The sequence below is a fragment of the Streptomyces sp. NPDC107454 genome, from assembly GCF_055582885.1.
Window position 1 is genome coordinate 104,246 of record NZ_JBVJPA010000020.1, and the last position, 25,822, is coordinate 130,067.

At 70.5% G+C, this 25,822-nt stretch carries 24 protein-coding genes; 17 read left to right on the forward strand and 7 right to left on the reverse strand.

Annotation, left to right across the window (positions count from 1 at the left end; translation table 11 throughout):
- Nucleotides 1–5: 5 nt before the first annotated feature.
- Genes ACZ69M_RS40820 through ACZ69M_RS40830 form a run of 3 tightly spaced genes read left to right on the forward strand, consistent with a single transcriptional unit; the run spans nt 6 to nt 2,466 of the window.
- Nucleotides 6–923: a glutamate ABC transporter substrate-binding protein gene (locus ACZ69M_RS40820; RefSeq protein WP_470058077.1), complete on the forward strand. Its 918-nt coding sequence runs from the start codon at nt 6–8 to the stop codon at nt 921–923.
- A gap of 11 nt (nt 924–934) precedes the next feature.
- Nucleotides 935–1,579: an amino acid ABC transporter permease gene (locus ACZ69M_RS40825; RefSeq protein WP_470058079.1), complete on the forward strand. Its 645-nt coding sequence runs from the start codon at nt 935–937 to the stop codon at nt 1,577–1,579.
- Entirely contained in the window at nt 1,576–2,466 is an 891-nt protein-coding gene (locus ACZ69M_RS40830) for an amino acid ABC transporter permease (protein ID WP_470058081.1), read from the forward strand. Before ACZ69M_RS40825 ends, ACZ69M_RS40830 begins: the two co-directional genes overlap by 4 nt.
- 51 nt (nt 2,467–2,517) lie before the next feature.
- Here the strand turns inward: ACZ69M_RS40830 and ACZ69M_RS40835 are convergent, their stop codons facing one another.
- On the reverse strand, nt 2,518–4,086 hold the full coding sequence (locus tag ACZ69M_RS40835) for an alpha/beta fold hydrolase (protein ID WP_470058083.1): 1,569 nt from the start codon (nt 4,084–4,086) through the stop codon (nt 2,518–2,520).
- Between the two features lie 135 nt (nt 4,087–4,221).
- Nucleotides 4,222–4,980 carry a hypothetical protein gene (locus ACZ69M_RS40840; RefSeq protein WP_180292807.1) on the reverse strand — a complete coding sequence of 253 codons (759 nt, stop codon included), beginning with the start codon at nt 4,978–4,980 and terminating at the stop codon, nt 4,222–4,224.
- A gap of 104 nt (nt 4,981–5,084) precedes the next feature.
- Here ACZ69M_RS40840 and ggt point away from each other — a divergent pair, with 104 nt between their 5' ends.
- On the forward strand, nt 5,085–6,896 hold the full coding sequence (ggt, locus tag ACZ69M_RS40845) for a gamma-glutamyltransferase (RefSeq protein ID WP_470058085.1): 1,812 nt from the start codon (nt 5,085–5,087) through the stop codon (nt 6,894–6,896).
- A 43-nt stretch (nt 6,897–6,939) separates the two neighbouring features.
- Here the strand turns inward: ggt and map are convergent, their stop codons facing one another.
- Nucleotides 6,940–7,707, reverse strand: coding sequence for a type I methionyl aminopeptidase (map, locus tag ACZ69M_RS40850; RefSeq protein WP_097286817.1), 768 nt, complete (start codon nt 7,705–7,707; stop codon nt 6,940–6,942).
- Between the two features lie 32 nt (nt 7,708–7,739).
- Between map and ACZ69M_RS40855 the strand changes: the two genes are divergently transcribed.
- The 9 genes from ACZ69M_RS40855 (at nt 7,740) to ACZ69M_RS40895 (ending at nt 18,987) form a co-directional block, all read left to right on the forward strand.
- Complete coding sequence (locus tag ACZ69M_RS40855; protein ID WP_067362435.1) at nt 7,740–8,012, forward strand: helix-turn-helix domain-containing protein; 273 nt, start codon at nt 7,740–7,742, stop codon at nt 8,010–8,012.
- 56 nt (nt 8,013–8,068) lie between these two features.
- Nucleotides 8,069–9,673, forward strand: a complete 1,605-nt coding sequence (locus tag ACZ69M_RS40860; protein WP_470058088.1) for a hypothetical protein — start codon at nt 8,069–8,071, stop codon at nt 9,671–9,673.
- 298 nt (nt 9,674–9,971) lie between these two features.
- A complete protein-coding gene (locus tag ACZ69M_RS40865; protein ID WP_470058090.1) occupies nt 9,972–10,814 on the forward strand; it encodes a nitrilase-related carbon-nitrogen hydrolase in 843 nt (280 codons plus the stop codon).
- Nucleotides 10,811–12,094 (forward strand): aspartate aminotransferase family protein, encoded by a 1,284-nt coding sequence (locus ACZ69M_RS40870; protein ID WP_470058091.1) that lies wholly within the window; start codon nt 10,811–10,813, stop codon nt 12,092–12,094. The genes ACZ69M_RS40865 and ACZ69M_RS40870 overlap by 4 nt, the downstream gene beginning before the upstream one ends.
- Nucleotides 12,095–12,119: 25 nt before the next feature.
- Nucleotides 12,120–13,682 carry a PucR family transcriptional regulator gene (locus ACZ69M_RS40875; RefSeq protein ID WP_470058093.1) on the forward strand — a complete coding sequence of 521 codons (1,563 nt, stop codon included), beginning with the start codon at nt 12,120–12,122 and terminating at the stop codon, nt 13,680–13,682.
- A gap of 145 nt (nt 13,683–13,827) precedes the next feature.
- Nucleotides 13,828–14,670, forward strand: a complete 843-nt coding sequence (locus ACZ69M_RS40880) for a nitrilase-related carbon-nitrogen hydrolase (protein WP_470058095.1) — start codon at nt 13,828–13,830, stop codon at nt 14,668–14,670.
- Nucleotides 14,671–14,824: 154 nt separating this feature from the next.
- Nucleotides 14,825–16,228 carry a dihydropyrimidinase gene (hydA, locus tag ACZ69M_RS40885; protein ID WP_470058096.1) on the forward strand — a complete coding sequence of 468 codons (1,404 nt, stop codon included), beginning with the start codon at nt 14,825–14,827 and terminating at the stop codon, nt 16,226–16,228.
- 18 nt (nt 16,229–16,246) lie between these two features.
- Nucleotides 16,247–17,266 (forward strand): TIGR03842 family LLM class F420-dependent oxidoreductase, encoded by a 1,020-nt coding sequence (locus ACZ69M_RS40890; RefSeq protein WP_054230369.1) that lies wholly within the window; start codon nt 16,247–16,249, stop codon nt 17,264–17,266.
- Nucleotides 17,267–17,460: 194 nt separating this feature from the next.
- Entirely contained in the window at nt 17,461–18,987 is a 1,527-nt protein-coding gene (locus tag ACZ69M_RS40895; RefSeq protein WP_470058098.1) for an NCS1 family nucleobase:cation symporter-1, read from the forward strand.
- A 31-nt stretch (nt 18,988–19,018) separates the two neighbouring features.
- On the opposite strand, the gene ACZ69M_RS40900 is transcribed toward ACZ69M_RS40895, so the two are convergent.
- From ACZ69M_RS40900 to ACZ69M_RS40910, 3 genes are all read right to left on the reverse strand, one after another.
- Nucleotides 19,019–19,684 (reverse strand): hypothetical protein, encoded by a 666-nt coding sequence (locus tag ACZ69M_RS40900; protein ID WP_470058100.1) that lies wholly within the window; start codon nt 19,682–19,684, stop codon nt 19,019–19,021.
- Nucleotides 19,685–19,806: 122 nt separating this feature from the next.
- Nucleotides 19,807–20,640, reverse strand: a complete 834-nt coding sequence (locus tag ACZ69M_RS40905) for a class I SAM-dependent methyltransferase (RefSeq protein ID WP_470058102.1) — start codon at nt 20,638–20,640, stop codon at nt 19,807–19,809.
- Nucleotides 20,637–21,638 (reverse strand): carboxymuconolactone decarboxylase family protein, encoded by a 1,002-nt coding sequence (locus ACZ69M_RS40910; RefSeq protein WP_470058104.1) that lies wholly within the window; start codon nt 21,636–21,638, stop codon nt 20,637–20,639. Before ACZ69M_RS40910 ends, ACZ69M_RS40905 begins: the two co-directional genes overlap by 4 nt.
- 216 nt (nt 21,639–21,854) lie before the next feature.
- On the opposite strand from ACZ69M_RS40910, the gene ACZ69M_RS40915 reads away from it, so the two are divergent.
- On the forward strand, nt 21,855–22,967 hold the full coding sequence (locus ACZ69M_RS40915; RefSeq protein ID WP_470058106.1) for a sensor histidine kinase: 1,113 nt from the start codon (nt 21,855–21,857) through the stop codon (nt 22,965–22,967).
- Nucleotides 22,964–23,632, forward strand: a complete 669-nt coding sequence (locus ACZ69M_RS40920) for a response regulator (protein ID WP_470058108.1) — start codon at nt 22,964–22,966, stop codon at nt 23,630–23,632. Before ACZ69M_RS40915 ends, ACZ69M_RS40920 begins: the two co-directional genes overlap by 4 nt.
- A 64-nt stretch (nt 23,633–23,696) precedes the next feature.
- Here the strand turns inward: ACZ69M_RS40920 and ACZ69M_RS40925 are convergent, their stop codons facing one another.
- Entirely contained in the window at nt 23,697–24,083 is a 387-nt protein-coding gene (locus ACZ69M_RS40925; protein WP_470058110.1) for a VOC family protein, read from the reverse strand.
- A 107-nt stretch (nt 24,084–24,190) separates the two neighbouring features.
- Here ACZ69M_RS40925 and ACZ69M_RS40930 point away from each other — a divergent pair, with 107 nt between their 5' ends.
- Both ACZ69M_RS40930 and ACZ69M_RS40935 read left to right on the forward strand, forming a co-directional pair.
- Nucleotides 24,191–24,961: a TetR/AcrR family transcriptional regulator gene (locus tag ACZ69M_RS40930; RefSeq protein ID WP_470058112.1), complete on the forward strand. Its 771-nt coding sequence runs from the start codon at nt 24,191–24,193 to the stop codon at nt 24,959–24,961.
- Nucleotides 24,962–25,190: 229 nt separating this feature from the next.
- On the forward strand, nt 25,191–25,604 hold the full coding sequence (locus ACZ69M_RS40935) for a hypothetical protein (RefSeq protein ID WP_470058114.1): 414 nt from the start codon (nt 25,191–25,193) through the stop codon (nt 25,602–25,604).
- Nucleotides 25,605–25,822: the final 218 nt, after the last annotated feature.

The window sequence follows — 25,822 nt, forward strand, 5'->3', positions numbered from 1 at the left end:
CGACCATGATCCGTACGACACGTACGCGCCTCGCCGTGGCCGCCCTCGTGTGCGTCGCGCTGCTGACGGCCGCCTGCGGCAAGGAGGGAAGTCCGCCCGTCAAGGGACCGGCCGCCGGCAAGCTGCCCCACTACCAGGTGGCGGAGGGCTTCGAGCTCCCCTCCTCGCCCACCTGGGAGAGAGCCAGAAAGCGCGGCTACCTCACCATCGGCGTCAAGGAGGACCAGCCGTACCTGGGCGAGAAGGACCCGGCGAGCGGTACCTACTCCGGCTTCGACATCGAGATCGCCAGGATGATGTCGGCCTCGCTCGGCTTCGACCCGAGCACCATCCGTTTCAAGACGATCGCCTCGGCCAACCGCGAAACCGCCCTGCAGAACGGTCAGATCGACTTCTACGTCGGCACCTACACCATCAACGACAAGCGCAAGAATCTCGTCGGCTTCGCGGGCCCCTACTACATGGCCGGTCAGTCGCTGCTCGTACGCAAGAACGAGAAGGACATCCGCGGCCCCGACGACCTCGCCGGCAAACGTGTCTGCTCGGCGGCCGGTTCGACGCCGTACCAGCGCATCCAGACCGACTACCCGAAGGCGACGCTCGTCGCCTACGACACCTACTCGGTCTGCGTCGACAACCTGCTCACCTACCAGGTCGACGCCGTCACCACCGACGACGCGATCCTGATCGGCTACGCGGCGAAGGTGCCCGACGAACTCAAGGTCGTCGGCCGGCCGTTCTCGAAGGAGCCGTACGGCATCGGTGTGCCGCGCGACGACAACGCGCTGCGGTTCGCGCTCGACGACGCGTTGGCGGCCCGCGAGAAGAACGGCGACTGGAAGAGGGCGTACGAGGCGACACTCGGGCTCTCCGGAGTGCCGGCGCCCACCCCGCCCGCCATCGACCGCTACCCGGCGAGCTGAGCGAGGCCGATGTGAACGTACTGATCGACAACTTCCACACCTTCGCCCAGGGATTCCTCGGCACCGTCGAACTCACCGTCTACGCGAGCGTGCTGGCCCTCGTGCTCGGCTTCCTGATGGCGTCGTTCCGGGTCGCGCCGGTCGGCTCCCTCCGGGCCTTCGGGACGGTGTGGGTGACCGTGCTGCGCAACACCCCGCTGACCCTGCTGTTCTTCGCCGTGCTGCTCGGGCTGCCCCGGTTCGGACTCGTGCTGCCCTTCAAGGTGTTCGCGGTCCTGGCGCTCGGCTGCTACACCTCCGCGTTCATCTGCGAGGCGCTGCGCTCGGGCATCAACACCGTGCCCAAGGGACAGGGCGAGGCGGCCCGCAGCCTCGGCATGACCTTCAGCCAGACGCTGTCCGCGGTCGTCCTGCCGCAGGCGTTCCGGTCCGTGATCCCGCCCATCGGCTCCACGCTCATCGCCCTCGCCAAGAACTCGGCGATCGCCGGGGCGTTCAGCGTCAACGAACTGCTCGGGACCTACAAGACGCTGAGCGAGCTCGGCTACAACATCGTCTGGACCTTCCTCTGGATCGCCGTCGGCTATCTGATCATCACCCTCACCATCAGCGCGATCTTCAACTACCTCGAACAGCGCTGGGGAGTCGCCCGATGACCACCACCACCCCCGAATCGACCGCCCTTTACGACGTTCCCGGACCCAGGACCCGTCAGCGGCACCGGCTCTACGCGGCCGTGTCCACCGCCCTGATCCTCGCCCTGGTCGGCTGGATCCTCTATCTCCTCTTCGACACCGACCAGTTCACCTACACCAAGTGGATGCCGTTCGAGTACAAGGGCATCCAGGAACTGCTGCTGCGGGGACTGGGCAACACGCTGAAGGCCTTCGCGATGGCCGCGGTGCTCTCGCTGGCGCTGGGCACCGTGCTCGCGACAGGACGCCTGTCCGACCACCGTCCGGTGCGCTGGATCTCCGCGCTGGTCGTCGAGTTCTTCCGCGCCATGCCCGTACTGGTGATGATCTTCTTCATCTTCGTGGCGCTGAAGGTGCAGCCGCTGCCCGCGCTGGTCGCGGGGCTGACCCTCTACAACGGCTCGGTGCTCGCCGAGGTCTTCCGCTCCGGCGTCAACTCCGTCGAACGCGGCCAGCGGGAGGCCGCGTTCGCGCTCGGCATGCGCAAGACCCAGGTCATGACCTACGTCCTCGTCCCGCAGGCCGTGCGGGCCATGCTGCCCGCCATCATCAGCCAACTCGTGGTGGCCCTGAAGGACACCTCGCTCGGATATCTCATCACCTACGAGGAGTTTCTCCACGCCGGGAAACTGATCGCCTCGAACCTCGACTACGATTTGCCGTTCATCCCCGTGGTGATGGTGATCTCGCCGATCTACATCGGGATGTGCATGCTGCTCTCCTGGTTCGCCCAGTGGGTGTCCCGGCGGGAGCAGCGCAGTCCCAAGACCGAGGCCGTGAACGTGGCACCGGCCGAACCAGGGACGCTGCTGCCGGGTGGGGGTCCCCCCACAGCCCCGCGATTGTAGGGGGAGCAGCAGCTCACAGGGCCAGACCCGGCCGGCGCCAGCAGCCGGAGATCACTGCTCGCGCAGGGGAACGGACACGTAGGACGGGTCGTTCGCCGGTGAGGAGAAGGTCAGCTGCGCGCCGGACGGGTTGTGCTCGATGTAGAGCGGGTCGACCGTGTCGACGACCAGGGCGAGCCGATGCCCTGCCGGGACGTCGTAGGCCGTGGAGTACAGGTCCAGGTCGACGCCGAACGGCTTTCCGGGCATCTGCCCGTGGAAGGTGTACGGCGCGTTGCTGACCAGCTTGCCGAGGCCGAGCGGGCCCACGTCGTAGAGGTAGGCGACGAGGGTGCCGCTCTCCTTGGTCGGAGTGAGCGTGGTGTGCAGCGTGGTGGTTCCGCGCACTTGCTGGACGCTCGCGTACTTCTCCGACTGCCAGACGGCCGCCCAGCGGCGCGGCAGCAGCGGGATCGACGCCATCGGGGGGACCTGGGCGATCTGGTCGAGGATGCTGGAGAGGAAGATGATCCCGCCGTCCGCGCCCGAGTCGACGTTGGTGTGGATCGTGGTGGTGCCCGCGAGGGCGATCTTCTTCCTGGTCGCGCCGACCGACTTCCAGTCGGGGTAGCCCTCGTAGGCGCCGGTGGTGCGGGGCTTGAGCTGGACGGGCTGCTCACGGTCGATGCCGTTGTCGACGCCCCTGAGGTAGTGGTCGAACCAGCGGCCGGTGTCCGTCCACACGTCGTTGGGGAGCCCGAACAGACCGGTCACCTCGGCGGTGGCGTGGTCGCCGGGGCGGAACTCCAGGCGCTTGGGGCCGGTCAACTCCTCGTAGAACCTGGCGTACTGGTTGGGCGGGAAGATCGTGTCGCCCCAGCCGTTGGCCATGAAGACGGCCGCGCCGTTCTTGTTGAGCTGGTCGACGTAGGTCTCGGGGGAACGTTTCTTCCCCCAGGCGATCATCTCCTGCTCCTTCGACAGGTTCGAGGCGAAGAAGTCCTTGAGGGTCTGCTGGAGTTCGGCGCTCGGGCGCCCGGTGATGGTCCCCGCGACGCCGAGCAGGGCGGTGGCCTGGGAGTGCTGGGTGCGGCCCGAGTAGATCGAGTCGATGAGGTCGGCCCAGCCGCTCATGGCGGAGACCGCCTTGATCCTCTTGTCGTGCGCGGCGGCGAGCAGGCTGATCCCGGCGCCGTAGGAGACGCCCGCCATGCCGACCTTCTGGGCGTCGGCCGGGGTGTTCGCCAGCGCCCAGTCGATCACCTTGGAGGCGTCGGCCACGTCCGGCGGTCCCGCCACTTCTATCTCGCCGCCGGACTGCCAGAAGCCGCGCACGTTGTACGTGAGCACGACATAGCCGGAGTCGGCGAGCTTCTGGGCCTGTGCGAGGTACTCGACCTGGGGCAGGCCCCAGCTCGTCGGCATGACGAGGAGCGGGTACCTGCGGCTGCCGTCGGCGCCCGCGGGGGTGACGACATTGGCCTTGAGGACCGTGCCGCCGTCTCCGGCGATGTCGACGAAGCGGACGGAGGCCGAGGCCGCCTGGGCGGTGGGGGCGAGCCCGAGGGCGGTACCGGCGATCAGGGCTGCGGATACGGCACCGACGGCGGACGTGCGCAGGGCATGACGATGGTGTCCCACGGGCCACTCCTCACTCGTGTCAGTAGAATGTGACCCGACGGTAACCTCGTTGTCTTACCCGAAGTAACCCGTCGGTAAGTTACGCACGGGTAAAGATTGTTGGAGGGCCGTGAAATCTACGAGGCGAGGTGAAATCTACGAGGCGCGATGGGAGTTGCGGGCCGGCGCCGGTGTGGGCAGCGGGGTCTGGGCGGCCCGGGTCACATCCGCGACGAGCTCGACGACATCGGGCCCGTACGCGTGCGAGTTCACCACCTTCAGCAGCAGGACGAAGGAGTTGCCGCCGTGCTTGCGTGCCAGCCGTTCGTGGTTGCGGGCGAGATAGCGGGTCGCCGCCTGGTTGGTGATCGCGCGCTGCCCGCAGAAGAGGAAGACGGGCCGCGTCCCGCGCTCCTGTCCCGCGATCAGCCGGGCGAGGATCACGTACTCGCCCTTCCCCGACTCCAGGCGGTAGCGCTCGCTGCCGATCTGGAAGGCGCCGCGGTCCGGGCCCGGTTCGGCGTCGGTGTTCACCTGGATGCCGGGCAGCAGGGAGTGCAGGTGCGCGGCCATCCGCCGGTTGGACGACGGCCCGCCCACGCAGAACTCGGTCCGCTCCCCGAACCCCTGCTGCGCGGCGTCGTGCGCGACGACCTGGGCGTGCGCGCCGCAGTCCTTGATCAGCGCGGCGAGTTCGAGGAGCGCGAACACGTCGAAGCGCATCACCGTGAGCTCCGGGCCGCCCGCCTCGCGGTTCACCACGAGAAGCGACTCGGAGTTGTCGGGCAGCCCGAAGAACGCCTGTTTGCGCCGGAGTCTGCGCTTCCAGAGGTAGGTGCGGGCGAGCCAGCCGAGCGCGGCGCTGATGGCGGCGGCGACCACGCCGAGGACGATGTTGCGCACGTCGTCATTCATGGGCGCGCATGGTATCGGGAGTGCGGACCGGTGTTCGAGGGGGTCCTGACGGGAGGGGTGCGGTGAAGTTACGCTGCGCGGACGGCTGTTGACTGGAGGTACGGATGCGTCGCCCTGTTGCGCGGAATCTGGCGGTCTTGGCGGTTTCGGCCGCGGTGGTGTCGGTCGGCGCGGCGGCGCCACCCGCCGCCGGGACGGCTTCCTCCCGTGCCACCCCGGCGAAGGTGCCGGTCGCCGTCGGCTACGGCGGTGCCGTGGCCAGCGTCGACGCCGACGCCTCCGCCGCCGGGATCGAAATCCTGAAGAAGGGCGGCAACGCGGTGGACGCGGCGGTCGCCACCGCGGCGGCCCTGGGTGTCACCGAGCCGTACTCCTCCGGCGTCGGCGGGGGCGGCTACTTCGTCTACTACGACGCCAAGTCCCGTTCGGTGCACACGATCGACGGCCGCGAGACCGCGCCGCTGACCGCCGACTCGGGGCTGTTCCTGGAGAACGGCCGGCCGCTCGCCTTCGCGGACGCCGTCACCAGCGGGCTGAGCGTGGGCACGCCGGGCACGCCCGCGACCTGGCAGACGGCGCTGGACAGCTGGGGCAGCAAGCGGCTCGGGAGCGTGCTGAAGCCCGCGGAGCGGATCGCGCGCGACGGGTTCACGGTCGACGCGACCTTCCGCTCGCAGACCGAGTCCAACCAGGCGCGCTTCGAGAACTTCCCCGACACCGCGAAGCTGTTCCTGCCCGGCGGCTCGCTCCCCGTGGTCGGATCGACCTTCACCAACCCCGATCTCGCCCGCACATACGAGGAGTTGGGCAAGAAGGGGGTCGGCGCGATCTACCACGGCGACCTCGGCAAGGACATCGTCGCCACCGTGAACAAGCCCCCGGTGGACCCGGCTTCGGGCTACGACGCCCGCCCGGGCAAGCTGTCGTCGAAGGACCTGGCGGCCTACCGGGCGAAGCGACAGGCGCCGACGGAGACGTCGTACCGCGGCAAGAAGGTCTACTCGATCGCCCCGTCCTCCTCCGGCGGCACCACGGTCGGCGAGGCCCTCAACATCCTTGAGAAGACGGACCTTTCGAAGGCGAGCGAGGTCCAGTACCTGCACCACTACATCGAGGCCAGCCGGATCGCGTTCGCGGACCGGGGGCGCTGGGTGGGCGACCCCGCCTTCGAGGACGTCCCCACGAAGGAACTCCTCTCGCAGAAGTACGCCGATTCGCGCGCCTGCCTGATCAAGGACGACGCGGTCCTGACGAGCCCGCTCGCACCGGGCGACCCGCGCCGTCCTGCGGCCTGCTCCACCGCGGGAACGGCCGCACCGACGACGTACGAGGGCGAGAACACCACCCATCTCACGGTGGCCGACAAGTGGGGCAACGTCGTCTCCTACACCCTCACCATCGAACAGACCGGCGGCAGCGGGATCACCGTCCCGGGGCGCGGATTCCTCCTCAACAACGAGCTGACGGACTTCTCCTTCACCCCGGCCAACCCGGCCGTCCACGACCCGAACCTGCCCGGCCCCGGTAAGCGCCCGCGCTCGTCGATCTCCCCGACGATCGTCCTGGACCGGCACAACCAGCCCGTGGTGGCGCTCGGTTCGCCCGGCGGCGCGACCATCATCACCACCGTCCTGCAGACCCTGACGGAGTTCCTGGACCGGGGGCTGCCGCTGGTGGACGCCATCGCCGCCCCGCGCGCCAGCCAGCGCAACGCGGCCCAGACCGAACTCGAACCCGGCCTGTACGACAGCGCCCTGCGGACCCGGCTCGAAGCCCTCGGGCACTCCTTCAAGCTCAACCCCGAGATCGGCGCCGCGACGGGCGTCCAACGCCTCCCGGGCGGCCAGTGGCTGGCGGCCGCCGAGACGGTACGGCGCGGTGGCGGCTCGGCGATGGTGGTGCGACCGGCGTCGTAGCGAGCGGCGCCCTCGCTCGTCGACGTCGGTGCGCCGGTGGCGATCAGCGTGCCGTGAGGATGCGTGGGCCCGTCCGGGTGATGGCCACCGTGTGTTCCGTGTGGGCCGCGCGGGAGCCGTCGTCGGTGCGCAGCGTCCAGCCGTCGGGGGCCGCGTGGAAGCCGTCGGTGCCGCCGCCGATGAGCATGGGCTCGATCGCGAGCACCATGCCGTGGCGCAGCGGGAGGCCGCGGCCCGGGCGGCCCTCGTTCGGGACGGACGGGTCCTCGTGCATGCGGCGGCCCACGCCGTGGCCCCCGAAGCCGTCCGGGATGCCGTACCCCGCCGCGCGGCACACCGTGCCGACGGCGTGCGCGATGTCCCCGATGCGGTTGCCGACGACCGCCGCTTCGATGCCCGCCGCGAGGGCCCGCTCGGCGGTCTCCACGAGCCGCACGTCGGCCACGCGCGGCTCGCCCACGATGAAGCTGATCGCCGAGTCGCCGACCCAGCCGCCCAGTTCGGCCCCGAAGTCGATGGAGACCAGGTCGCCGTCCCGCAACCGGTATCCGGTCGGGATGCCGTGCACGATCGCGTCGTTCACCGAGGCGCAGATGACCGCGGGGAAGGGGGTGGGGGCGAACGAGGGCCGGTAGCCGAGGAAGGGCGAGCCGGCGCCCGCGTCGCGCAGCACCTGGTGGGCGACCTCGTCCAGCTCCAGCAACGAGACACCCACGTCCGCCACCTTGCGCACCGCCGTGAGCGCCCGGCCCACGACCTGACCCGCTTCGTACATCTCGTCGATCGACGTGTCCGTCTTGAGTTCCACCATGCCAATTACTATACCGGTATTAGAATGGGGCCATGGTGCGTAACCCCCTGACCCCCGAAGAGCGCGAACGCGGCGAGCGTCTCGGGCAGTTGCTGCGCGAGGCCCGCGGCGGCCGCAGCATGGTGGAGGTCGCGGCGACCGCCGGGATCTCGGCCGAGACCCTGCGCAAGATCGAGACCGGACGGGCCCCCACCCCCGCCTTCTTCACCGTGGCGGCACTGGCGCGGGCGCTCGGACTGTCCATGGACGACATTGATCACAGGACTCTGCGTCCAGTCCGAAAACTCCCTGTAGCCGTCCCGTAACACGAAGGGTGTTTTCTACCGGACCGGAGTACTCCAGTCGGGCGGGGAGTTGTGTGATGGCTGTGGAACAACTCCCGGGTCAGGTACGGGAGTTCGCGAGTTACCTGAGCGGGCTGATGAAACGGCTCGATCAGGACGGCGGCTGGTGCGCAGTGTTCTGGCAGCGCGACCCCGACGGCATGCGGGCCTGCCTGGACGGCTGGGAAGTGCCCCCGTGGGACGTCGTGGAGGCGCTCTTCCAGGACCTCGCCGCGGAGCTGGGCCCCCAGATCGCGGCCCAGGAGGCCCAGCGCGCCCGCTCCCTGCACAGCGCCTCGCTCACCGCCTACGACGGCCGGCCCGGCGGACGGGACGCCCTCGGCGACCGTCTCGACGTCATGCTCCGCGAACAGCGCTACGCCGCGGAGCGTCAGGCCGAACTGAGCCGGCAGCTGCACGCGGCCACCACCCAGGAGGAGGCCGACACCGTGCGGCTCGACCTGGCCTGGGCCCACGACGACCACGAACGGGCCGCCGCCCGATGTGCCGAACTCCGCCGCCGGATGGAGAACCTGGACCGCCGCGCCCTGCGTACCCACGTATCGGGCGCGTTCGACTTTTCGGGGGACGGGGGCGTCGTCCGGGTCGCGGAGCCGGCCGACCGGCGCGCGCTCGAGACACGGCCCGACCACTCCGGGCCCGTCCCCCTCCCCGCCCCCGCTCCCATGGCGCCGAACGACCCGGCGTCCCCCGGTTCCGGGCCGTACGATCCGGCGGCCGCCCGTTCCGCCCGAAGTGATTCTGCAGCCGCCCGTATCGCCTCGTACGACCAGGCCGGTGCCAGTGCCAGTGCCAGTACCGGTACCGGCACTGGTCCCACTACCAGTACCGGCGCCGGCATCACCCCCGGCCCGGGTCCCGCCACCACCCCGAGCACCGCCCCCGTCCCCAAGCCGCGCTCCAAGCGGCGCCCCCGCGGCAGCGCCCGCTTCGCCGGGATGATGGAGGCCGAGGCGGCCCCTGTGGCCGTCCCGGAGGCGGCGGCGCCGCCCGTGTCCACCCCGGCCGCGCCGAGCGGCCGTAGCCCCCGTGGAGCCCGTTTCGCGGGTGCCGCCGAGGCGCCCGCGCAGCCGCGCACCGAGGCGTTGGACGAGGACGCGCGGCGGGCCACCGCCGAGACCGTCCAGACCCTGACCCGGCTGCGCCGCGAGGGCCGCAGCGGCGAGGCGCACGCCGTGCTCGTGGAGGCCGCCTACTGGCCCGCCGCCCGCTTCCCGCTGCTCGCCGCCGAACTGCACCGGGCGGGCCTCGACGCGGACTGGGCCACCCTGCTGTGGGAGGCCGCCTCGCTTCCCGCGGACCGGCTGGTCGGCGCCGCGGACGCGCTCGTCGCGGCGGGCCGCAGCGCCGACGGCCGGCAGATGCTGCGCCAGGGCGTCGCCCGCCCCGCTCCCGAGATCGGGACCGCCGTGCTGAGCCTGGCCGACGAGGGGCGGCAGCGCGAGATCCGGGCGCTGCTCGACGCGTATGTCCGCGTCCGCACCCCGGAGGAGGCGGCCCGCAGCGCGGAGGCGGACCCGGGACGCCTCGTGCCGCTGCTGCTGGCGGCCGCCAAGGGCGTATCGGAGGAGCGACACTGGGACCTGGTGCACGCGCTGAGGGTGGCCGGCTTCACCGCCTGAGGGGGCGGCTTCACGGCCTGCCTGAGGGGGCGGCCGCACGGCCTGGGCGGGGAGCCGCTGCACGGCCGGGGAGCGCGGCCGGTTTCGCCGCCCGAGCGATCCGGGAAGGCATCCCCGAGCCCGTCGAGCCCTCGCCCACCGGATCGGCAGATCACCCACAGGGGTGCGAAACGTGATCGACTCAGCGGGTTAACGGCGATGGTCTTGGCAAGGCTGTCCGCTGGGCTTACTTTCGAGCCTCTACCGCCTTTGTCTACGGGCGTAGAAGCTCTCTGACGTCTCGTCGAAGGAGCAGCTCATGGCCAACGTCGTACGCGCCGCTCTGGTCCAGGCCACCTGGACCGGCGACACCGCATCCATGGTCGCCAAGCACGAGGAGCACGCCCGCGAGGCGGCCCGGCAGGGCGCGAAGGTGATCGGATTCCAGGAAGTCTTCAACGCCCCCTACTTCTGCCAGGTCCAGGAACCCGAGCACTACGGCTGGGCGGAGCCGGTGCCCGACGGGCCCACCGTCACTCGTATGCGGGAGCTCGCGCGCGAGACCGGCATGGTCATCGTCGTACCCGTGTTCGAGGTCGAGCAGTCCGGCTTCTACTTCAACACCGCGGCCGTGATCGACGCCGACGGCACCTACCTCGGCAAGTACCGCAAGCACCACATCCCGCAGGTGAAGGGCTTCTGGGAGAAGTACTACTTCAAACCGGGCAACCTGGGCTGGCCCGTCTTCGACACCGCGGTGGGCAGGATCGGCGTGTACATCTGCTACGACCGGCACTTCCCCGAGGGCTGGCGGCAGCTCGGCCTGAACGGCGCCCAGCTCGTCTACAACCCCTCCGCCACCTCCCGCGGCCTCTCCGCCTACCTCTGGCAGCTGGAGCAGCCCGCCGCGGCCGTCGCCAACGAGTACTTCATCGCCGCGATCAACCGGGTCGGGCAGGAGGAGTACGGCGACAACGACTTCTACGGGACCTCGTACTTCGTCGACCCGCGCGGACAGTTCGTGGGGGAGACGGCCGGGGACAAGGCCGAGGAGCTGATCGTCCGCGACCTCGACTTCGACCTGATCGAGGAGGTCCGGCAGCAGTGGGCGTTCTACCGCGACCGGCGGCCCGACGCCTACGAGGGGCTGGTGCAGCCGTGAGCGACCTGTACGCGCGACACAAGGCCGTCCTGCCCGACTGGCTGGCCCTCTACTACGAGGACCCGATCGAGATCACCCACGGCGAGGGCCGCCACGTCTGGGACGCCCAGGGCAACAAGTACCTCGACTTCTTCGGCGGCATCCTGACGACGATGACCGCGCACGCCCTGCCCGAGGTCACCAAGGCCGTCAGCGAGCAGGCCGGGCGGATCATCCACACCTCCACGCTCTACCTCAACCGGCCGATGGTCGAGCTCGCCGAGCGGATCGCCCAGCTGTCCGGCATCCCCGACGCCCGCGTCTTCTTCACCACCTCCGGCACCGAGGCCAACGACACGGCCCTGCTGCTCGCCACCGCCTACCGGCAGAGCAACCAGATCCTGGCGATGCGCAACAGCTACCACGGCCGCTCCTTCAGCGCGGTCGGCATCACCGGCAACAAGGGCTGGTCACCGACCTCCCTCTCGCCCCTCCAGACGCTGTACGTCCACGGCGGCGTCCGCACCCGCGGCCCGTACGCCGATCTCGGCGACGCGGAGTTCATCGCGGCCTGCGTCGACGATCTGAAGGACCTGCTCGGTCACGTCCGCCCGCCCGCCGCCCTCATCGCCGAACCCATCCAGGGCGTCGGCGGCTTCACCGCGCCGCCTGACGGCCTGTACGCGGCCTTCCGCGAGGTCCTGGACCAGCACGGCATCCTCTGGATCGCCGACGAGGTGCAGACCGGCTGGGGCCGCACCGGCGAGCACTTCTGGGGCTGGCAGGCGCACGCCGCCGCGGGCCCGCCGGACCTGCTCACCTTCGCCAAGGGCATCGGCAACGGCATGTCCATCGGCGGCGTCGTCGCGCGCGCCGAGATCATGAACTGCCTCGACTCCAACTCCATCTCGACCTTCGGCGGCTCGCCGATCACGATGGCGGCGGGCCTGGCAAACCTCACGTACCTCCTCGAACACGACCTCCAGGGCAACGCCCGGCGCGTCGGCGGTCTGCTCGGCGAGCGGCTGCGGGCGATCTCCGTGCCGCTCGACTACGTACGGGAGGTGCGCGGGCGCGGGTTGATGATCGGCGTCGAGCTGGTCAAGCCCGGCACCGACGAGGCGTACCCCGAAGGCGCCGCGGCCGTGCTCGAAGCGGCCCGCCGGGACGGCCTGTTGATCGGCAAGGGCGGCGGTCACAACACCAGCGTGCTGCGCATCGCACCGCCGCTCTCCCTCACCGTCGCGGAGGCGGAGGAGGGCGCGGCGATTCTCGAGCACGCGCTGAGGTGTATCCAGTAAGAAGTTCTGAGCAAGGGAACGTGCCATGACCACCGCCACCGCCTTGGAACCCGCCCTGTCGGTACGCCAGGTCCTCGCCCTGGACCGGGTGCTCGCCGGAGAGCCCGAGGTGGTGGCCGGCGCGGGCCACCTCGACCGGTCCGTGCGCTGGGTGCACGTCGCCGAGGCCGCCGACGTGGGCGTGATGCTCAGCGGCGGGGAAATGGTGCTCACCACCGGGGTCCTGCTCGCCGGCGACCCGGACGCGCAGGCCGAGTACATCCGTTCGCTGCACCGCGCGGAGGCCGCGGCCGTCGTCCTCGGGCTCGGCCGGGCCTTCCCGACCCCGCCGGACGTGATGCGCCGGGCCGCCGAGCGCTGCGGGCTGCCCATGGTGGTCCTCCACCGGCCCTTCCCGTTCGCCGAGCTGACGGAGGAGGTCCAGTCCCGGCTCGTGCGCAGCAAGTTCGCGGCGGTGAGCCTCTCGGAGGCCGTACGGACCGCGCTCACCGGGCTCATCACCACGGGCGCGCCCCTGCAGCGGATGCTCGACGAGATCGCCGTGCACGCCGCGTGCCCGGTCGTCGTCACCAACCTCGCCCACCGCGTCCTCGCCACGGCGGGGGAGCGGTCCGCGGTGGACGACGTGCTGCGCGACTGGGAGCGCATCGCCCGGCAGGCGGGCGGCAGTACGGGCGACGGCTGGATCCGCGCCGAGCTGGGCGGGCGCGGCGAGAGATGGGGCCGCATCGTGCTGTGCGGCTACCGGGGCGACGCCGCCACCGGACGGCTGCTGGCGGACCGTGCCGCCGAGGCCCTGGTCCTGCACCGGATGCTGGGTGGCTCCGTGCACACCTGGGAGGAGGAGTCCGCGCAGGGCCTGCTGACGGACCTGGTGAGCGGGGTCGTACCGGCACGGCAGCTGCTCCCGCGGGCCAGGGCGGCCGGGCTGCCGGTCAACCGGCGGGTCTTCGTGCCGCTGGTGGTACGGGACGGCGACCTGGGCCAACTCGACCGCGTCCTACGTCTGTTGGGGCTCCCAGGACTGGTCGCCGAGCTCACCGACGGGGCCACCGCCGTACTGCTCAGCCTCGCCCGCGACCAGGACGCGGAGGCGCTGGCCGCCCACTTCGCGCTGCGGCTGCGCCATGAGACCGGCACCCGTACGACGGTGGCGGCGGCCTCGCCCCGTACCGCCTGGGACGACGTGCCCGGCGGCCTGCGCGAGGCCCTGCACGTCGCCGAGGCCGCCGCCGACGCACCCGCCGACCAGTACCAGCCGGTGCTCGTACGGCTGCGTGACGTCCATCTGCGGGGCCTGATACGGCTGTTGCGCGACGACCCGAACGTCCAGTCCTTCGCCGAACGGGAGTTGGACGGGCTGCTGTGCGGGGCCGATGCCGAGTCGGAGTTGCTGCCCGTGCTGCGGACCTACCTCGCGACCGGCCGCAACAAGTCCCGCACCGCGCAGCTCCACCACGTCAGCAGGCCCGCGCTCTACCGCCGGCTGGAGGCCATCGAGGCCCGGCTCGGCGTCGACCTCGACGACTTCGAGCAGGCCGCCTCCGTGCACATCGCACTGCTCGCACACGACGCGCAACAACGGTGAAACACGGGACGACTCAGGTGAAACATGGGACAACGCGGGGGTGACACCGTGGAACGGCACAGCGCCTCAGACGTGACACGGTGCAACTCAATCCAGCAGTCCGGGCTTCCTAGGCTCCTCGCACACCGAGCGACCGGAGGTCCCGATGAGCAGAGTGATCCGCGCCGCCGTCTTCCAGACTGCCTGGACCGGCGACAAGGAGTCGATGATCCAGGTCCACGAGCAGGCGGCCCGCGACGCCGCCGCACAGGGCGCACAGGTGCTGTGCTTCCAGGAGCTCTTCTACGGGCCCTACTTCTGCCAGGTCCAGGACAAGGCGTTCTACGAGTACGCCGAGCAGATCCCCGAAGGCCCGATCGTCCGGCGCTTCCAGGCGCTGGCCGAGGAACTGGGCATCGTCCTCGTGCTGCCGATGTACGAGGAGGAGCAGCCCGGCGTCCTCTACAACACGGCCGCCGTGATCGACGCGGACGGCTCGTACCTCGGCAAGTACCGCAAGCACCACATCCCGCAGGTCGAGGGCTTCTGGGAGAAGTTCTACTTCCGTCCCGGCAACGCCGGCTGGCCGGTCTTCGACACCGCCGTCGGCAGGATCGGCGTCTACATCTGCTACGACCGGCACTTCCCGGAGGGCTGGCGCGCGCTGGGTCTCGCGGGCGCCGAGATCGTGTTCAACCCGTCGGCCACCTCGCGCGGACTGTCCTCCTACATCTGGCAGCTGGAGCAGCCGGCGGCGGCCGTCGCCAACGAGTACTTCGTGGGCGCCATCAACCGCGTGGGCGTGGAGGAACTGGGCGACAACGACTTCTACGGAACGTCGTACTTCGTCGACCCGGAGGCCCGGTTCGTCGGGGAGGTGGCCAGCGACAAGGAGACCGAACTCGTCGTCCGCGACCTCGACATGGCCAAGCTGCGCGAGGTGCGCGACCGCTGGCAGTTCTACCGGGACCGCCGCCCCGACGCGTACGAGCCGCTGACCGCGCCGTAGCCCGGCGGGGCCCTGGAGTCCGCCGGGCGTCCCGCGCCCCGGACGGGGCGCGGGGCTGTGGCATGGCGCGGCTCCGCCGCGGCGGCGCGACCAACCACGAGTGACCCGCAGTTTTCAGCGCACCGCAGTCAGCGCACGGCAGGAGAGAGGGAGCATGAGCAGCCGTACCGTCATCCGTAATGGCCTCGTCATCACCGCGTCCGACGAGATCCACGCCGACGTCCTGATCGAGGACGGCCGGGTCGTCGCCCTCGCCGCGACCGGCACCCCGGCGGCCGAGTCGTGGACGGCCGGGAAGACCATCGACGCCACCGGCAAGTACGTCATCCCGGGCGGCGTCGACGCCCACACCCACATGGAGCTGCCCTTCGGCGGCACCTTCGCCTCGGACACCTTCGAGACGGGCACCCGGGCCGCGGCCTGGGGCGGCACCACCACCATCGTCGACTTCGCGGTGCAGAGCGTCGGCCGCTCACTGCGCGAGGGCCTCGACGCCTGGAACGCCAAGGCCGACGGCAACTGCGCCATCGACTACGCCTTCCACATGATCGTCTCCGACGTCAACCAGGAGACGCTCAAGGAGATGGACCTGCTGGTCCAGGAGGGCGTCACCTCCTTCAAGCAGTTCATGGCCTACCCCGGCGTCTTCTACAGCGACGACGGCCAGATCCTGCGCGCCATGCAGCGCTCCGCCGAGAACGGCGGCCTGATCATGATGCACGCGGAGAACGGCATCGCGATCGACGTCCTCGTGGAACAGGCGCTGGCGCGCGGCGAGACCGACCCGCGCTTCCACGGCGAGGTGCGCAAGGCGCTCCTGGAGGCCGAGGCCACCCACCGCGCCATCAAGCTCGCCCAGGTCGCGGGCGCTCCGCTGTACGTCGTGCATGTCTCGGCGCAGGAGGCGGTCGCCGAGATCGCACGGGCGCGTGACGAGGGCCTGAACGTCTTCGGCGAGACCTGCCCGCAGTACCTGTTCCTGTCGACCGACAACCTCGCGGAACCGGACTTCGAGGGCTCGAAGTACGTGTGCAGCACGCCCCTTCGGCCCAAGGAGCACCAGGCCGCCCTGTGGCGGGGCCTGCGCACCAACGACCTCCAGGTCGTGTCGACGGACCACTGCCCCTTCTGCTTCGTGGGCCAGAAGGAGCTCGGCCGGGGCGACTTCTCGAAGATCCCCAACGGCCTCCCGGGCGTCGAGAACCGCATGGACCTGCTCCACCAGGCCGTCGTCGACGGGCACATCTCGCGCCGCCGCTGGATCGAGATCGCCTGCGCCACCCCGGCCCGGATGTTCGGCCTGTACCCGAAGAAGGGCACCATCGCGCCGGGCGCCGACGCCGACATCGTCATCTACGACCCGCACGCCGAGCAGGTCATGTCGGTCGAGACCCACCACATGAACGTCGACTACTCGGCCTACGAGGGCAAGCGCGTCACCGGACAGGTCGAGACCGTGCTCTCGCGCGGCGAACCGGTCATCACCGAGCGGGAGTTCACCGGACGCGCGGGTCACGGCGTCTACACCCCCCGCTCCACCTGTCAGTACCTTCTCTGAGCGACTAGGAGCGGCGCCATGGACTTCGGACTCGTCCTGCAGACCGACCCCCCGGCCTCCCGCGTCATCGACCTGATGAAGCGCGCCGAGGGCAACGGCTTCACGTACGGCTGGACCTTCGACTCGGCCGTCCTGTGGCAGGAACCCTTTGTGATTTACAGTCAGATCCTCGCGAACACCGAGAAGTTGACGGTCGGCCCGATGGTCACCAACCCGGGCACCCGCACCTGGGAGGTCACCGCCTCCACCTTCGCGACCCTCAACGACATGTATGGCAACCGCACGGTGTGCGGCATCGGGCGCGGCGACTCGGCGATGCGCGTCGCCGGCCGCAAGCCCAACACGCTCGCCCGCATCAGCGGCGCGATGAAGGTCATCCGCGCCCTGGGCCGCGGTGAGGAGGCCGACCTCGGCGGCACCGTCGTCAAGTTCCCCTGGGTCAAGCCGGGTGCCGAACTCCCGGTCTGGATGGCCGCGTACGGTCCCAAGGCCCTGAAGATGACCGGCGAGGAGGCCGACGGGTTCATCCTCCAGCTCGCCGACCTCTATCTCACCGAGTACATGGTCAAGGCCGTGAAGGACGCGGCCGTCGAGGCCGGGCGTGACCCCTCCGAGGTGAAGATCTGCGTGGCCGCGCCCGCGTACATCACCGAGGACGACTCGCCGGAGGCCCTCGCCCACGCGCGTGAGCAGTGCCGCTGGTTCGGCGGCATGGTCGGCAACCACGTGGCCGACCTGGTCTCCAAGTACGGCGAGCACTCCGCCGCCGTACCCGAGGAACTCACCGACTACATCAAGGCCCGCGAGGGCTACGACTACTCCCACCACGGGCGCAGCGACAACCCCGACACCAAGTTCGTGCCGGACGAGATCGTCGACCGGTTCTGCCTGATCGGCACGGCCGAGCAGCACATCGAGAAGCTGAAGGCGCTGCGCGCGCTGGGCGTGGACCAGTTCGCGGTGTACGACATGCACGACGCGCAGGAGGCCGTGATCGACGCGTACGGGTCGAAGGTCATCCCGGCCGTCAACGGCTGACAACTCCGCTCCGGGCGGCCGGACTCCGGCCGCCCACCGCACCACCGGCCCTGCTGCGGCCACCGCTCCCCCTCCCCATACGTCCCCTTCCCGCCGTCCCGGGAAGGGGATCACCGCACCACCGCACCCGCACAACCCCCCACGGCGTCACCCGCACGGCCTCTCCCGTCACTCCTCACTTGATTGGCCTGCCCATGACCGAGACCGTCCCCAGCGAGGGCCCACCCGTCGCTCAAGTCACGCTCACCGACGGCCGGGTGGAGATCGCGCCCGGCGCACCCGCGCCCAGCGGCCCCTACGCCAACGAGGACCTGCTGCCGGTCCCGGTCGAGAAGCGCACCTGGACCACGTACAACTTCTCGGCGCTGTGGGTCGGCATGGCCCACAACACCGCTTCCTGGACCCTTGCTTCCGGCCTGATAGCCGTCGGCATGGACTGGAAGCAGGCCGTGTTCACCATCGCGCTGGCCAACCTGATCGTGCTGGTCCCGATGCTGCTCACCGGGCACGCGGGACCCAAGTACGGCATTCCCTTCCCCGTCTTCGCCCGCGCCTCCTTCGGTGTCCGCGGCGCCAACCTGCCCGCCGTCGTACGGGCGTTGGTGGCCTGCGGCTGGTTCGGCATCCAGACCTGGATCGGCGGCGAGGCGATCTACTTCCTCGCCGGGAAGCTCTTCGGAGACGGCTGGAAGAACGCCTCGGAGGTCGGCGGCTACGCCTGGACCATGTGGCTGTCGTTCGCGATCTTCTGGGTGCTCCAGGTCGCCATCATCTACCGGGGCATGGAGACGATCCGCCGCTTCGAGAACTGGGCGGCGCCCTTCGTGCTCCTGGGCGCCGGCGTGATGCTGTGGTGGATGAGCAGCAAGGCGGGCGGCTTCGGCCCGCTGCTCGACCAGCCCTCGAAGCTCGGCTGGGGCGGCGGCTTCTGGAAGCTGTTCTGGCCCTCGCTCATGGGCATGATCGGCTTCTGGTCCACGCTGTCGCTGAACATTCCCGACTTCACCCGGTACGGCAAGAGCCAGAAGGCGCAGACCTGGGGTCAGGCGCTCGGTCTGCCCACCACGATGACGCTCTTCGCCTTCCTGTCCGTCATGGTCACCTCGGGCTCGCAGGCCGTGTACGGCGAGGCCGTCTGGGACCCGGTCCAGCTGGCCGCCAAGACCGACAACGTCTTCGGCCTGCTCTACGCGCTGGTCACCGTGCTGGTCGCGACCCTGTCCGTGAACGTCGCGGCCAACCTGGTGTCGCCGGCCTTCGACTTCTCCAATCTCGCACCGCGGAAGATCAGCTTCCGTACCGGCGCACTCGCCACCTGTGTCCTCGGCGTGCTGATCTTCCCCTGGAAGCTGTACTCCGACCCGCAGGGCTACATCTTCACCTGGCTCGGCCTCGTCGGCGGTCTGCTCGGCACCGTCGCCGGCATCCTCATCGCCGACTACTGGATCCTGCGCCGAACCAAGCTCGACCTCGCCGACCTGTACCGCACGGGCGGCCGCTACTGGTACGACCGCGGCTGGAACTGGCGGGCCGTCGTCGCCTTCCTCACCGGAGGCGTCCTGGCCGTCGGCGGCGCCGACTTCCATCCGCTCATCGACGGACGGCCCATCCCGGCGCTGAAGTCCCTGGCCGACTACGGCTGGGCGGTCGGACTCGGTACGTCGATGGTCCTGTACCTGACGCTGATGCTGCTGCGGGGCAAGGAGAAGACCGCCGTCTGACGCGTGAGCGGGGACAGCCGTCGGAGAACGGTCAGCCCTTCTGGCCGTTCTCCAGCGTCGCCACCACGTCCTTGGCGGCCTTGATGGCCCCCTTGTTGATCTCGTCCGTACTGGGCGCCTTCTTCGTCTCGAAGTTGCTGCCGTTGTACGTGACGACCACCAGCGCGTTGGACGCGCGGACGATCACCACTCCCTCACGGGTCTGCTGCTTGTCCGTGGTGGTGAGGTTCACGACCGAGTAGGCCGAGTCACCGAGGCCGGGAACCGCTCCGCCGCCGCTCTTGTCCGCGACGCGCCCCGTATAGGACTTCTGTGCCGCTTCGTCCGAGTCCTTGATCTCGTACGAGACGTCCAGCCAGTGGTAGTCGAAACCCTTGAGCGCGTTCCAGGAACAGGTGCGGCGCACCGACTTGTCGGTCGACGGAATCTCCTGGCCGGCCGTCTTGGCGCCCGGGACAAGGGCCTTGATCGTCTTCTCCGTCACGCCGGTGCAGGGCGCGGGGGCCGCGGTGAACGTCTTCGCGACCGCCGTCGCCGCGGGACCCGACGGGGACTGCGGCGTCTGGGGCGACTTGTGGTCGGTGGCGGCCGGAGTCGTCGTCGACGTGCCGGACGACATGACCCAGCCCGTGCAGGCGAGGACCGCGACCGGCAGCAGGCGCGCGGTGAGGGCGAGTGGCAGAGGAAGAGAATGCACGGCGCACTTCTCGTGGGGGACGGTGCGGAGGGAGTCCACACTGCGGACGGAACGCCAGTGTCACATGACTCACTGTGGGGCGGAAGTGCCAACTCACTCCGTGCCTGTGTGGTGACAGTGACTCACTGGGAACCGTCTGTGCGCCACTTCGCCGTCACCAGCCACACCGCCGCACGGAGTCGAACACCGCGATCCGTCTCATAAGGGCGCAAGGTGTCCTCCAGGGCGGCGCGCGTGTCGGCGTCGACCGTCCGGCCGGGTGTACGGGAGAGGATGAAGCCGACGGCGTCCGCGGCGTCGCGCCCCCAGGTCGTCTCCGCCGCGACCGGAGTCACCGTCACGTCGTCCCACCCGCGCAGAACCTCGCGGATGCGCGCCGGGTCGGACAGGGAGGCCATGGCGGCCTGGACGGCGACCGTCGCGGCGTCCGGTTCGTCCAGGAGTTTTCCGAAAAGGGTCAAGGCGCGTGACTCCTCCACCTCGGGACCGGCGGGCTGCGGACAGACGAACGCGAGCCGCCCTCCCGGCCGCAGCGAGCGCGCCAGGTTCCGGAACGCCGCCGCGTGGTCCGCGAAGAACATCACCCCGCCCCGGCTGATCAGGACGTCGTATCCGGCGGGCGGGAAGGGGTGGATCTGGGCGTCGGCGAGCTCGTACGCGACGTTGGTGACCTTCTCCGCGGCGGTCGTCGCCCGGGCCTGGTCGAGCAGGGGTGCCGAGATGTCGGCCCCGACGGCGTGCCCGTGCGCCGCCAGCCGGCCCGCGATCCGGGTCGTCGCACCGGACCCGCAGCCGACGTCCAGGACGCGGTCGCCCGAAGCGATCGCCGCCGCGTCGAAGAGCGCGGTGTTCAGGCCCGACACGAGCGTGTCATAGCGCTCGTGATGGCCGGCCCAGTGGTTGCCCAGAGTGCCGTTCCAGGCCCGCGCCTGAGCGGAGTTGGCGATCAGTGTCATGAGGTCTCCTCGGCCGTGCGGACGGGAAGCGCGCTCTCGATCCGGTCGACGGCGGCGAACGCGCCGTACGCCACCAGATGCACCAGACAGTGGTCGGTATGGATGGGTTTACGCCAGGCCGTCACGTCCTCGTCCGCGATCCGGTACGGGGCCAGCGCGGCCAGCAGGGCGAGCCGCGCCCCGGGCCGCGAACGGTCGGGCAGTGCGTCCCACGCGAGCGGCGGGTGCGAGCCGTCCCAGTCCCGGAGCGTCTCCCGTACGAGGATCCGGTCGTCCTCGTCGAGCAGACCCTCCCCCTCGGTGGCGGCGGCCCGCAGCGCGGCGTACGCCGGGCCGACGGTGGTCCCGCGCGCCCAGTCCGGGCCGGGCCCGGGGTCGTCGAGGAGTTCCAGGCCCGCACCCGGCGCGGCTCGCCTGCGCACCGTCCGGGCGACGGACCGCCCGGCCAGACTCCGCACCGCCCGGAACCGTTGCGCGTTGCCGGGCAGCAGACTCTCGGTGAGCAGCGCCGACACCACGCGGTTGATGAAGTGGAAGGACAGGGCGGTGCCGATGTAGGCGGGGGCGTGCGCGTCGGGGAAGGGGTACGGCGCCAGCTCGGGTGCCCCCGGGGTCCGGGTCGCCCCGCCCCATGCCAGCACGCGCGCGTGCTCCTCGTCGGCGGGGGTGTCCCCGCGCGCCACCGTCTCCGCGAGCCGGTGGTCCCCGGTCGCGTGCAGCAACATCGTGTGCGCGTCGACGCAGAACGGGCACCGGTTGGCGACGGACACCCCGAGCGCCGCGAGTTCCTTCCCCGTCCGGCTGCCCTCGCCCGCGATCAGCGACTCGCGCATCAACGCCCAGGCGGAGGTCATGAGACCGGGAGCGGGCGAGAGCACGACGAAGGTCACCGCGCGCTCGATGCCGAAGTCGTCGGCGAGCTGGGCATAGACGCCCGCGACACGGCCGGTGGCGGACCTGGGCGGAGACGGGGTGGTGTAACGGAAGGGACTGGGCATGGGACACCTCCTGGTAGGGAAGGAGCGCGGGGCCGCCGGCGCGGCCGCCAACGCCACCCTCCTTCAGGGAGCCGTCCCCGGTCGTCGTCCGCCCGAAGGCATCCCGAGCTACCCTCACCGGCCCCGCGCGCGCCGTGATCTACTCCAGCCGGAGTACGCCGGGCCCCCTCCACAGGTCTGACGCCACGGTCCGAACGGCCGTCTATCGTGCGGAACATGGCGTTGGACCAGGGCACGCGCAGGCACCTGACCGACGCGGCCCTCGCGGTCGTGGTCGGTGCCCTCGTCATGACCGCGGCGGCGGTCGACGACGGCGCGAGCCCCGCCGACTACGCGCTGATCACCGTGGGCTCCCTCGCCCTCGCGGCCTACCGCCGCGCCCCGCGCCGGGTACTCGCGGTCAGTACGGTCACCACGACGGCGTACGTCCTGCACGCCCACCCCGGCACCCTCGCCGCCCTCCCCGTACTGAGCGCCGTCCACACGGCGGCCCGAGCGGGGCACCGAGGGGTGGCGGCGCTCGCGAGTGCCCTGTTCCTGGCGGCATTCGTGACCACGGACCTCACGGCACGCGCAGGCGCCGAGCGCTCCCTCCTGCTGGCCGGCTGGTTCCTGTGCGCCCTGGTGACAGGCCTCGCCGACCGCAACTGGCAGGCGTATCTGCGCCAGACGGAACAGCGCGCGATGGAAGCCGAACGCACCCGTGAGGAGGCGGCCCTGCGCCGCGCGGGGGAGGAACGGCTGCGGATCGCCCGAGAGTTGCACGACTCGCTCACGCACAGCATCTCGATCGTCAAGCTCCAGGCCGGCGTCGCCGTCCACCTCGCCCGCAAACGCGGTGAGGAGGTCCCGCCCGCGCTGCTCGCCATCCAGGAGGCGGGAGGCGAGGCGATGCGCGAACTGCGGGCGACGCTTGAGGTGTTGCGCACCGACGAGCCGACCGGCACCCCCGCGCTGCTCGTAGAGCGGGCCCGCGCGGCCGGTCTCGCGGTGGAGCTGACGGTGTGCGGCCACGAGCGTCCCCTCACGGCGACGGTGGACCGTGCCGCGTACCGCATCGTCCAGGAGGCCCTGACGAACGCCGCGCGCCACGCGGGCCCCGCCAAGGTGGCCGTCCAACTCGACTACACGACCGAAGACCTGACGATATCCGTCGACGACGACGGCGGCGCCGACCCGTCCCGTCCGCCCACCCCCGGCATCGGCCTCACCGGCATGCGCGAACGTGTCACGGCCCTCGGCGGCACCCTGCACGCCGCACCGCGCACGGAGGGCGGCTTCTCGGTGCGCGCCGAACTGCCGCTGGGCCTACCGGAGCAGGTGCCGTGATCAGGGTCGCGCTCGTCGACGACCAGGCGCTGATGCGCGCGGGCTTTCGCGCCCTGCTCGACGCCGAGGACGGCATCGAGGTGGTGGGCGAGGCCGCCGACGGCCGGCAGGGCCTCGCGCTGGTGCGCGCTTCCTTGCCGGACATCGCCCTCGTCGACGTGCAGATGCCGGTGATGTCGGGCATCGAGGCCACCCGCCGTATCGCCGCCGACCCGGAGCTGTCCGCCGTACGCGTCGTCATGCTCACCAACTACGGTCTGGACGAGTACGTCTTCGAGGCGCTGCGGGCCGGGGCCAGCGGCTTCCTGCTCAAGGACACCGAGCCCGCCGACCTGCTCCAGGCCATCGAGGTCGTCGCGCGGGGAGAGGCGCTGCTGTCCCCGTCCGTGACCCGCACCCTGATCGGCGAGTTCGTCGCCCGGCCCCCGGACCGGGCCACCGCGCCCGGCCTGGAGTGCCTCACCCCCCGCGAACGCGAGGTCACGGCACTCGCCGCGCGCGGTCTGACCAACGAGGAGATCGCCGCGCACATGGTCATCAGCCCGTTCACCGCCAAGACCCACATCAGCCGGGCGATGACGAAGCTGGGCGCCCGCGACCGGGCCCAACTGGTGGTGTTCGCCTACGAGTCGGGCTTGGTGACGGCGCGGGGGAGTGCGCACTGAGGGGTGCGTGACGGCCGCTGTGGGCGGCACGTACCTCCGGGTCGTCCCGCGGCAGCGCTTCTTCTCACTGGTCGTCGGGCGTGGCCCAGGCGACCAGCTGGATGATGACCCCGTTCGGGTCGGTGACCTGGAAGAGGCGCTCACCCCACGGCTCTTCACGCAGCGGCATGGTGATGGAGACGCCCTCACTCCGCAGTCGCTCGTATTCGGCGTCCAGGTCGGCCACGGTGAACGCGGTGATCACACCCGCGGCGTGCTGGTCCCTGACGCCCTCGGGCAGGACCTCGATGCCGCGCCGCAGAAAGATCACGTCGACCGCGTCCTCGCGGACCAGGGAGGCAAAGCCTTCGGCGGCCATGGCCTCCTGGAAGCCGAAGTGCCTGGTCAGGAATGCGGCGGAGGCGGGGACGTCGTCGACGGTGAGGGAGACAGCGGTGGAAGTGATCTTCATGGCTTCTCCTGGAGTCCGAAGTGAATCTCTGTACGCTGTACTGTATACAGCGTACAGAGTGGAAGGGGTGCGGGACCCGAATTCCCGCAGGGGCAAGGATGGGGCGCATGGCCAAAGAACGAAGCGGCGCGGAAGACCCGGCCCGCACCCTGGAACTGCTGTGGCGCGAGCCCGGACAAGGTGGCCCCCGGCGCGGCCCCAAGCAGGGCTTGACCGTCGACGCTGTCGTCCGGGCCGCCATCGAGCTCGCCGACTCCGGTGGGCTGGACGCCCTGACCATGCGCAGCGTGGCCCAGCGGCTGGGCGTCACGCCGATGACGCTCTACACGTACGTCCCGGGCAAGGCGGAGCTGCTCGACCTCATGCTGGACACCGCCCATCTGCAGATGCCGCGTGCCGATCACACAACCGCTCCGTGGCGTACGAGGGTGGAGGCCGTCGCGCGCGAGAACCGCGACCTGTACAGGCGCCACCCCTGGGTGGCGACCCTGCCCACCACGCGCCCGCCGCTCGGCCCCGGGCTCATGGCCAAGTACGAACACGAACTGGCCGCGTTCGACGGCCTCGGGCTCGACGATGTCGAAATGGACGCGGCCCTGACCTTCCTGCTCGGCTTCGTCCAGTCCGTCGCCCGCGCCGATCTCGACGCCCAGGCCGCCGCCCGCGACAGCGCCATGTCGGACGAGCAGTGGTGGGCCGCCAACGCACCACTGCTGGCCAGGGTCTTCGATCCTGCCCGCTTCCCCCTCGCGGCTCGGGTCGGAAGTGCCGCGGGTGCGGCTCACCAGGGCGTGTACAACCCCGAACACGTCTTCAGTTTCGGGCTGCAGCGCATCCTGGACGGCCTCACGCACCTCATCATGAGCCGTTCCCGGTAGTCACCTCGCGAGCCCGTCCGCGGCCTTGTCGCGAACGACGAGGCGGACATCGCGACCGACCACCTCATCAACATGGTCAACTCGCCCCGGCCTTACGGTGCCTGACGGTCCCTCTCCTGGCGCCGCCGCCGGCCCGACGTGGCTCAAGTTGATTCTGACTCACCCAGTTGTGTGAGCTACAGTCCGCGAGCCGCGTACTCAGCGGCACAGCACATCAAACGGGAGAGTAATGAATCGGCACATCATGGCCCGCGTCGGTACAGCCGTCACCGCCACCGGGCTGGCACTGGCACTGGGCACGGGAACCTCCTTCGCCGGCGGCAACTACGTCGGCTCGTTCAAGAAGAACGGCAAGTCCGTCGCGACCGTGGTGTTCGAGCCGCGGAACTCCTCCGGGGGACCTCAGTTCACCGACGTGATCGACTCGGCCAAGGACGGGCACTCGATCCGAGCGGTCACCTATGACGCGACCACGGGCAAGCGGCGGAACACCTGCGAGACCAGTTCCGTCAAGGACTGCGCGATCTCGCCCCGGATCGCCAAGGGCCACAAGGTCCGCGTCAAGGTGTACTGGGTCAAGGGCAAGACGGCGACCTACCTCGGCACGGTGATGGCCGCCAAGGGCAAGCTGCCGGTCGTCTGACCGAGGGTCTCCGCCCGACGAGAACCGCGTCGGGGTGCCGTCCCGGACGGCACCTCGACGCGCGGACGGGCGGCGGCAGTCGCCCGCCGGTGGGCGCCGAAGTCAGAGCGCGTCCGATCGGTAGTCTGCTGCCTGATCAGGGCGACGGGAGCCGAGCCGGAACTCTCCGGATTCCTCCCCCACGGCGAGTCCGGGGGGGCCGACCGGTTGGTACCGGC

Bases quoted from the DNA above. Each gene is read 5' to 3' on its own strand.
- ACZ69M_RS40840 (WP_180292807.1), bottom strand. From the start codon at position 4,980: ATGAATGACGACGTGCGCAACATCGTCCTCGGCGTGGTCGCCGCCGCC.
- ACZ69M_RS40935 (WP_470058114.1), top strand. From the start codon at position 25,191: ATGAATCGGCACATCATGGCCCGCGTCGGTACAGCCGTCACCGCCACC.
- ACZ69M_RS40880 (WP_470058095.1), top strand. From the start codon at position 13,828: ATGAGCAGAGTGATCCGCGCCGCCGTCTTCCAGACTGCCTGGACCGGC.
- ACZ69M_RS40895 (WP_470058098.1), top strand. From the start codon at position 17,461: ATGACCGAGACCGTCCCCAGCGAGGGCCCACCCGTCGCTCAAGTCACG.
- ACZ69M_RS40875 (WP_470058093.1), top strand. From the start codon at position 12,120: ATGACCACCGCCACCGCCTTGGAACCCGCCCTGTCGGTACGCCAGGTC.
- ACZ69M_RS40860 (WP_470058088.1), top strand. From the start codon at position 8,069: ATGGCTGTGGAACAACTCCCGGGTCAGGTACGGGAGTTCGCGAGTTAC.
- ggt (WP_470058085.1), top strand. From the start codon at position 5,085: ATGCGTCGCCCTGTTGCGCGGAATCTGGCGGTCTTGGCGGTTTCGGCC.
- ACZ69M_RS40915 (WP_470058106.1), top strand. From the start codon at position 21,855: ATGGCGTTGGACCAGGGCACGCGCAGGCACCTGACCGACGCGGCCCTC.
- ACZ69M_RS40925 (WP_470058110.1), bottom strand. From the start codon at position 24,083: ATGAAGATCACTTCCACCGCTGTCTCCCTCACCGTCGACGACGTCCCC.
- map (WP_097286817.1), bottom strand. From the start codon at position 7,707: ATGGTGGAACTCAAGACGGACACGTCGATCGACGAGATGTACGAAGCG.
- ACZ69M_RS40905 (WP_470058102.1), bottom strand. From the start codon at position 20,640: ATGACACTGATCGCCAACTCCGCTCAGGCGCGGGCCTGGAACGGCACT.
- ACZ69M_RS40830 (WP_470058081.1), top strand. From the start codon at position 1,576: ATGACCACCACCACCCCCGAATCGACCGCCCTTTACGACGTTCCCGGA.
- ACZ69M_RS40890 (WP_054230369.1), top strand. From the start codon at position 16,247: ATGGACTTCGGACTCGTCCTGCAGACCGACCCCCCGGCCTCCCGCGTC.
- hydA (WP_470058096.1), top strand. From the start codon at position 14,825: ATGAGCAGCCGTACCGTCATCCGTAATGGCCTCGTCATCACCGCGTCC.
- ACZ69M_RS40865 (WP_470058090.1), top strand. From the start codon at position 9,972: ATGGCCAACGTCGTACGCGCCGCTCTGGTCCAGGCCACCTGGACCGGC.
- ACZ69M_RS40910 (WP_470058104.1), bottom strand. From the start codon at position 21,638: ATGCCCAGTCCCTTCCGTTACACCACCCCGTCTCCGCCCAGGTCCGCC.
- ACZ69M_RS40820 (WP_470058077.1), top strand. From the start codon at position 6: ATGATCCGTACGACACGTACGCGCCTCGCCGTGGCCGCCCTCGTGTGC.
- ACZ69M_RS40930 (WP_470058112.1), top strand. From the start codon at position 24,191: ATGGCCAAAGAACGAAGCGGCGCGGAAGACCCGGCCCGCACCCTGGAA.
- ACZ69M_RS40855 (WP_067362435.1), top strand. From the start codon at position 7,740: ATGGTGCGTAACCCCCTGACCCCCGAAGAGCGCGAACGCGGCGAGCGT.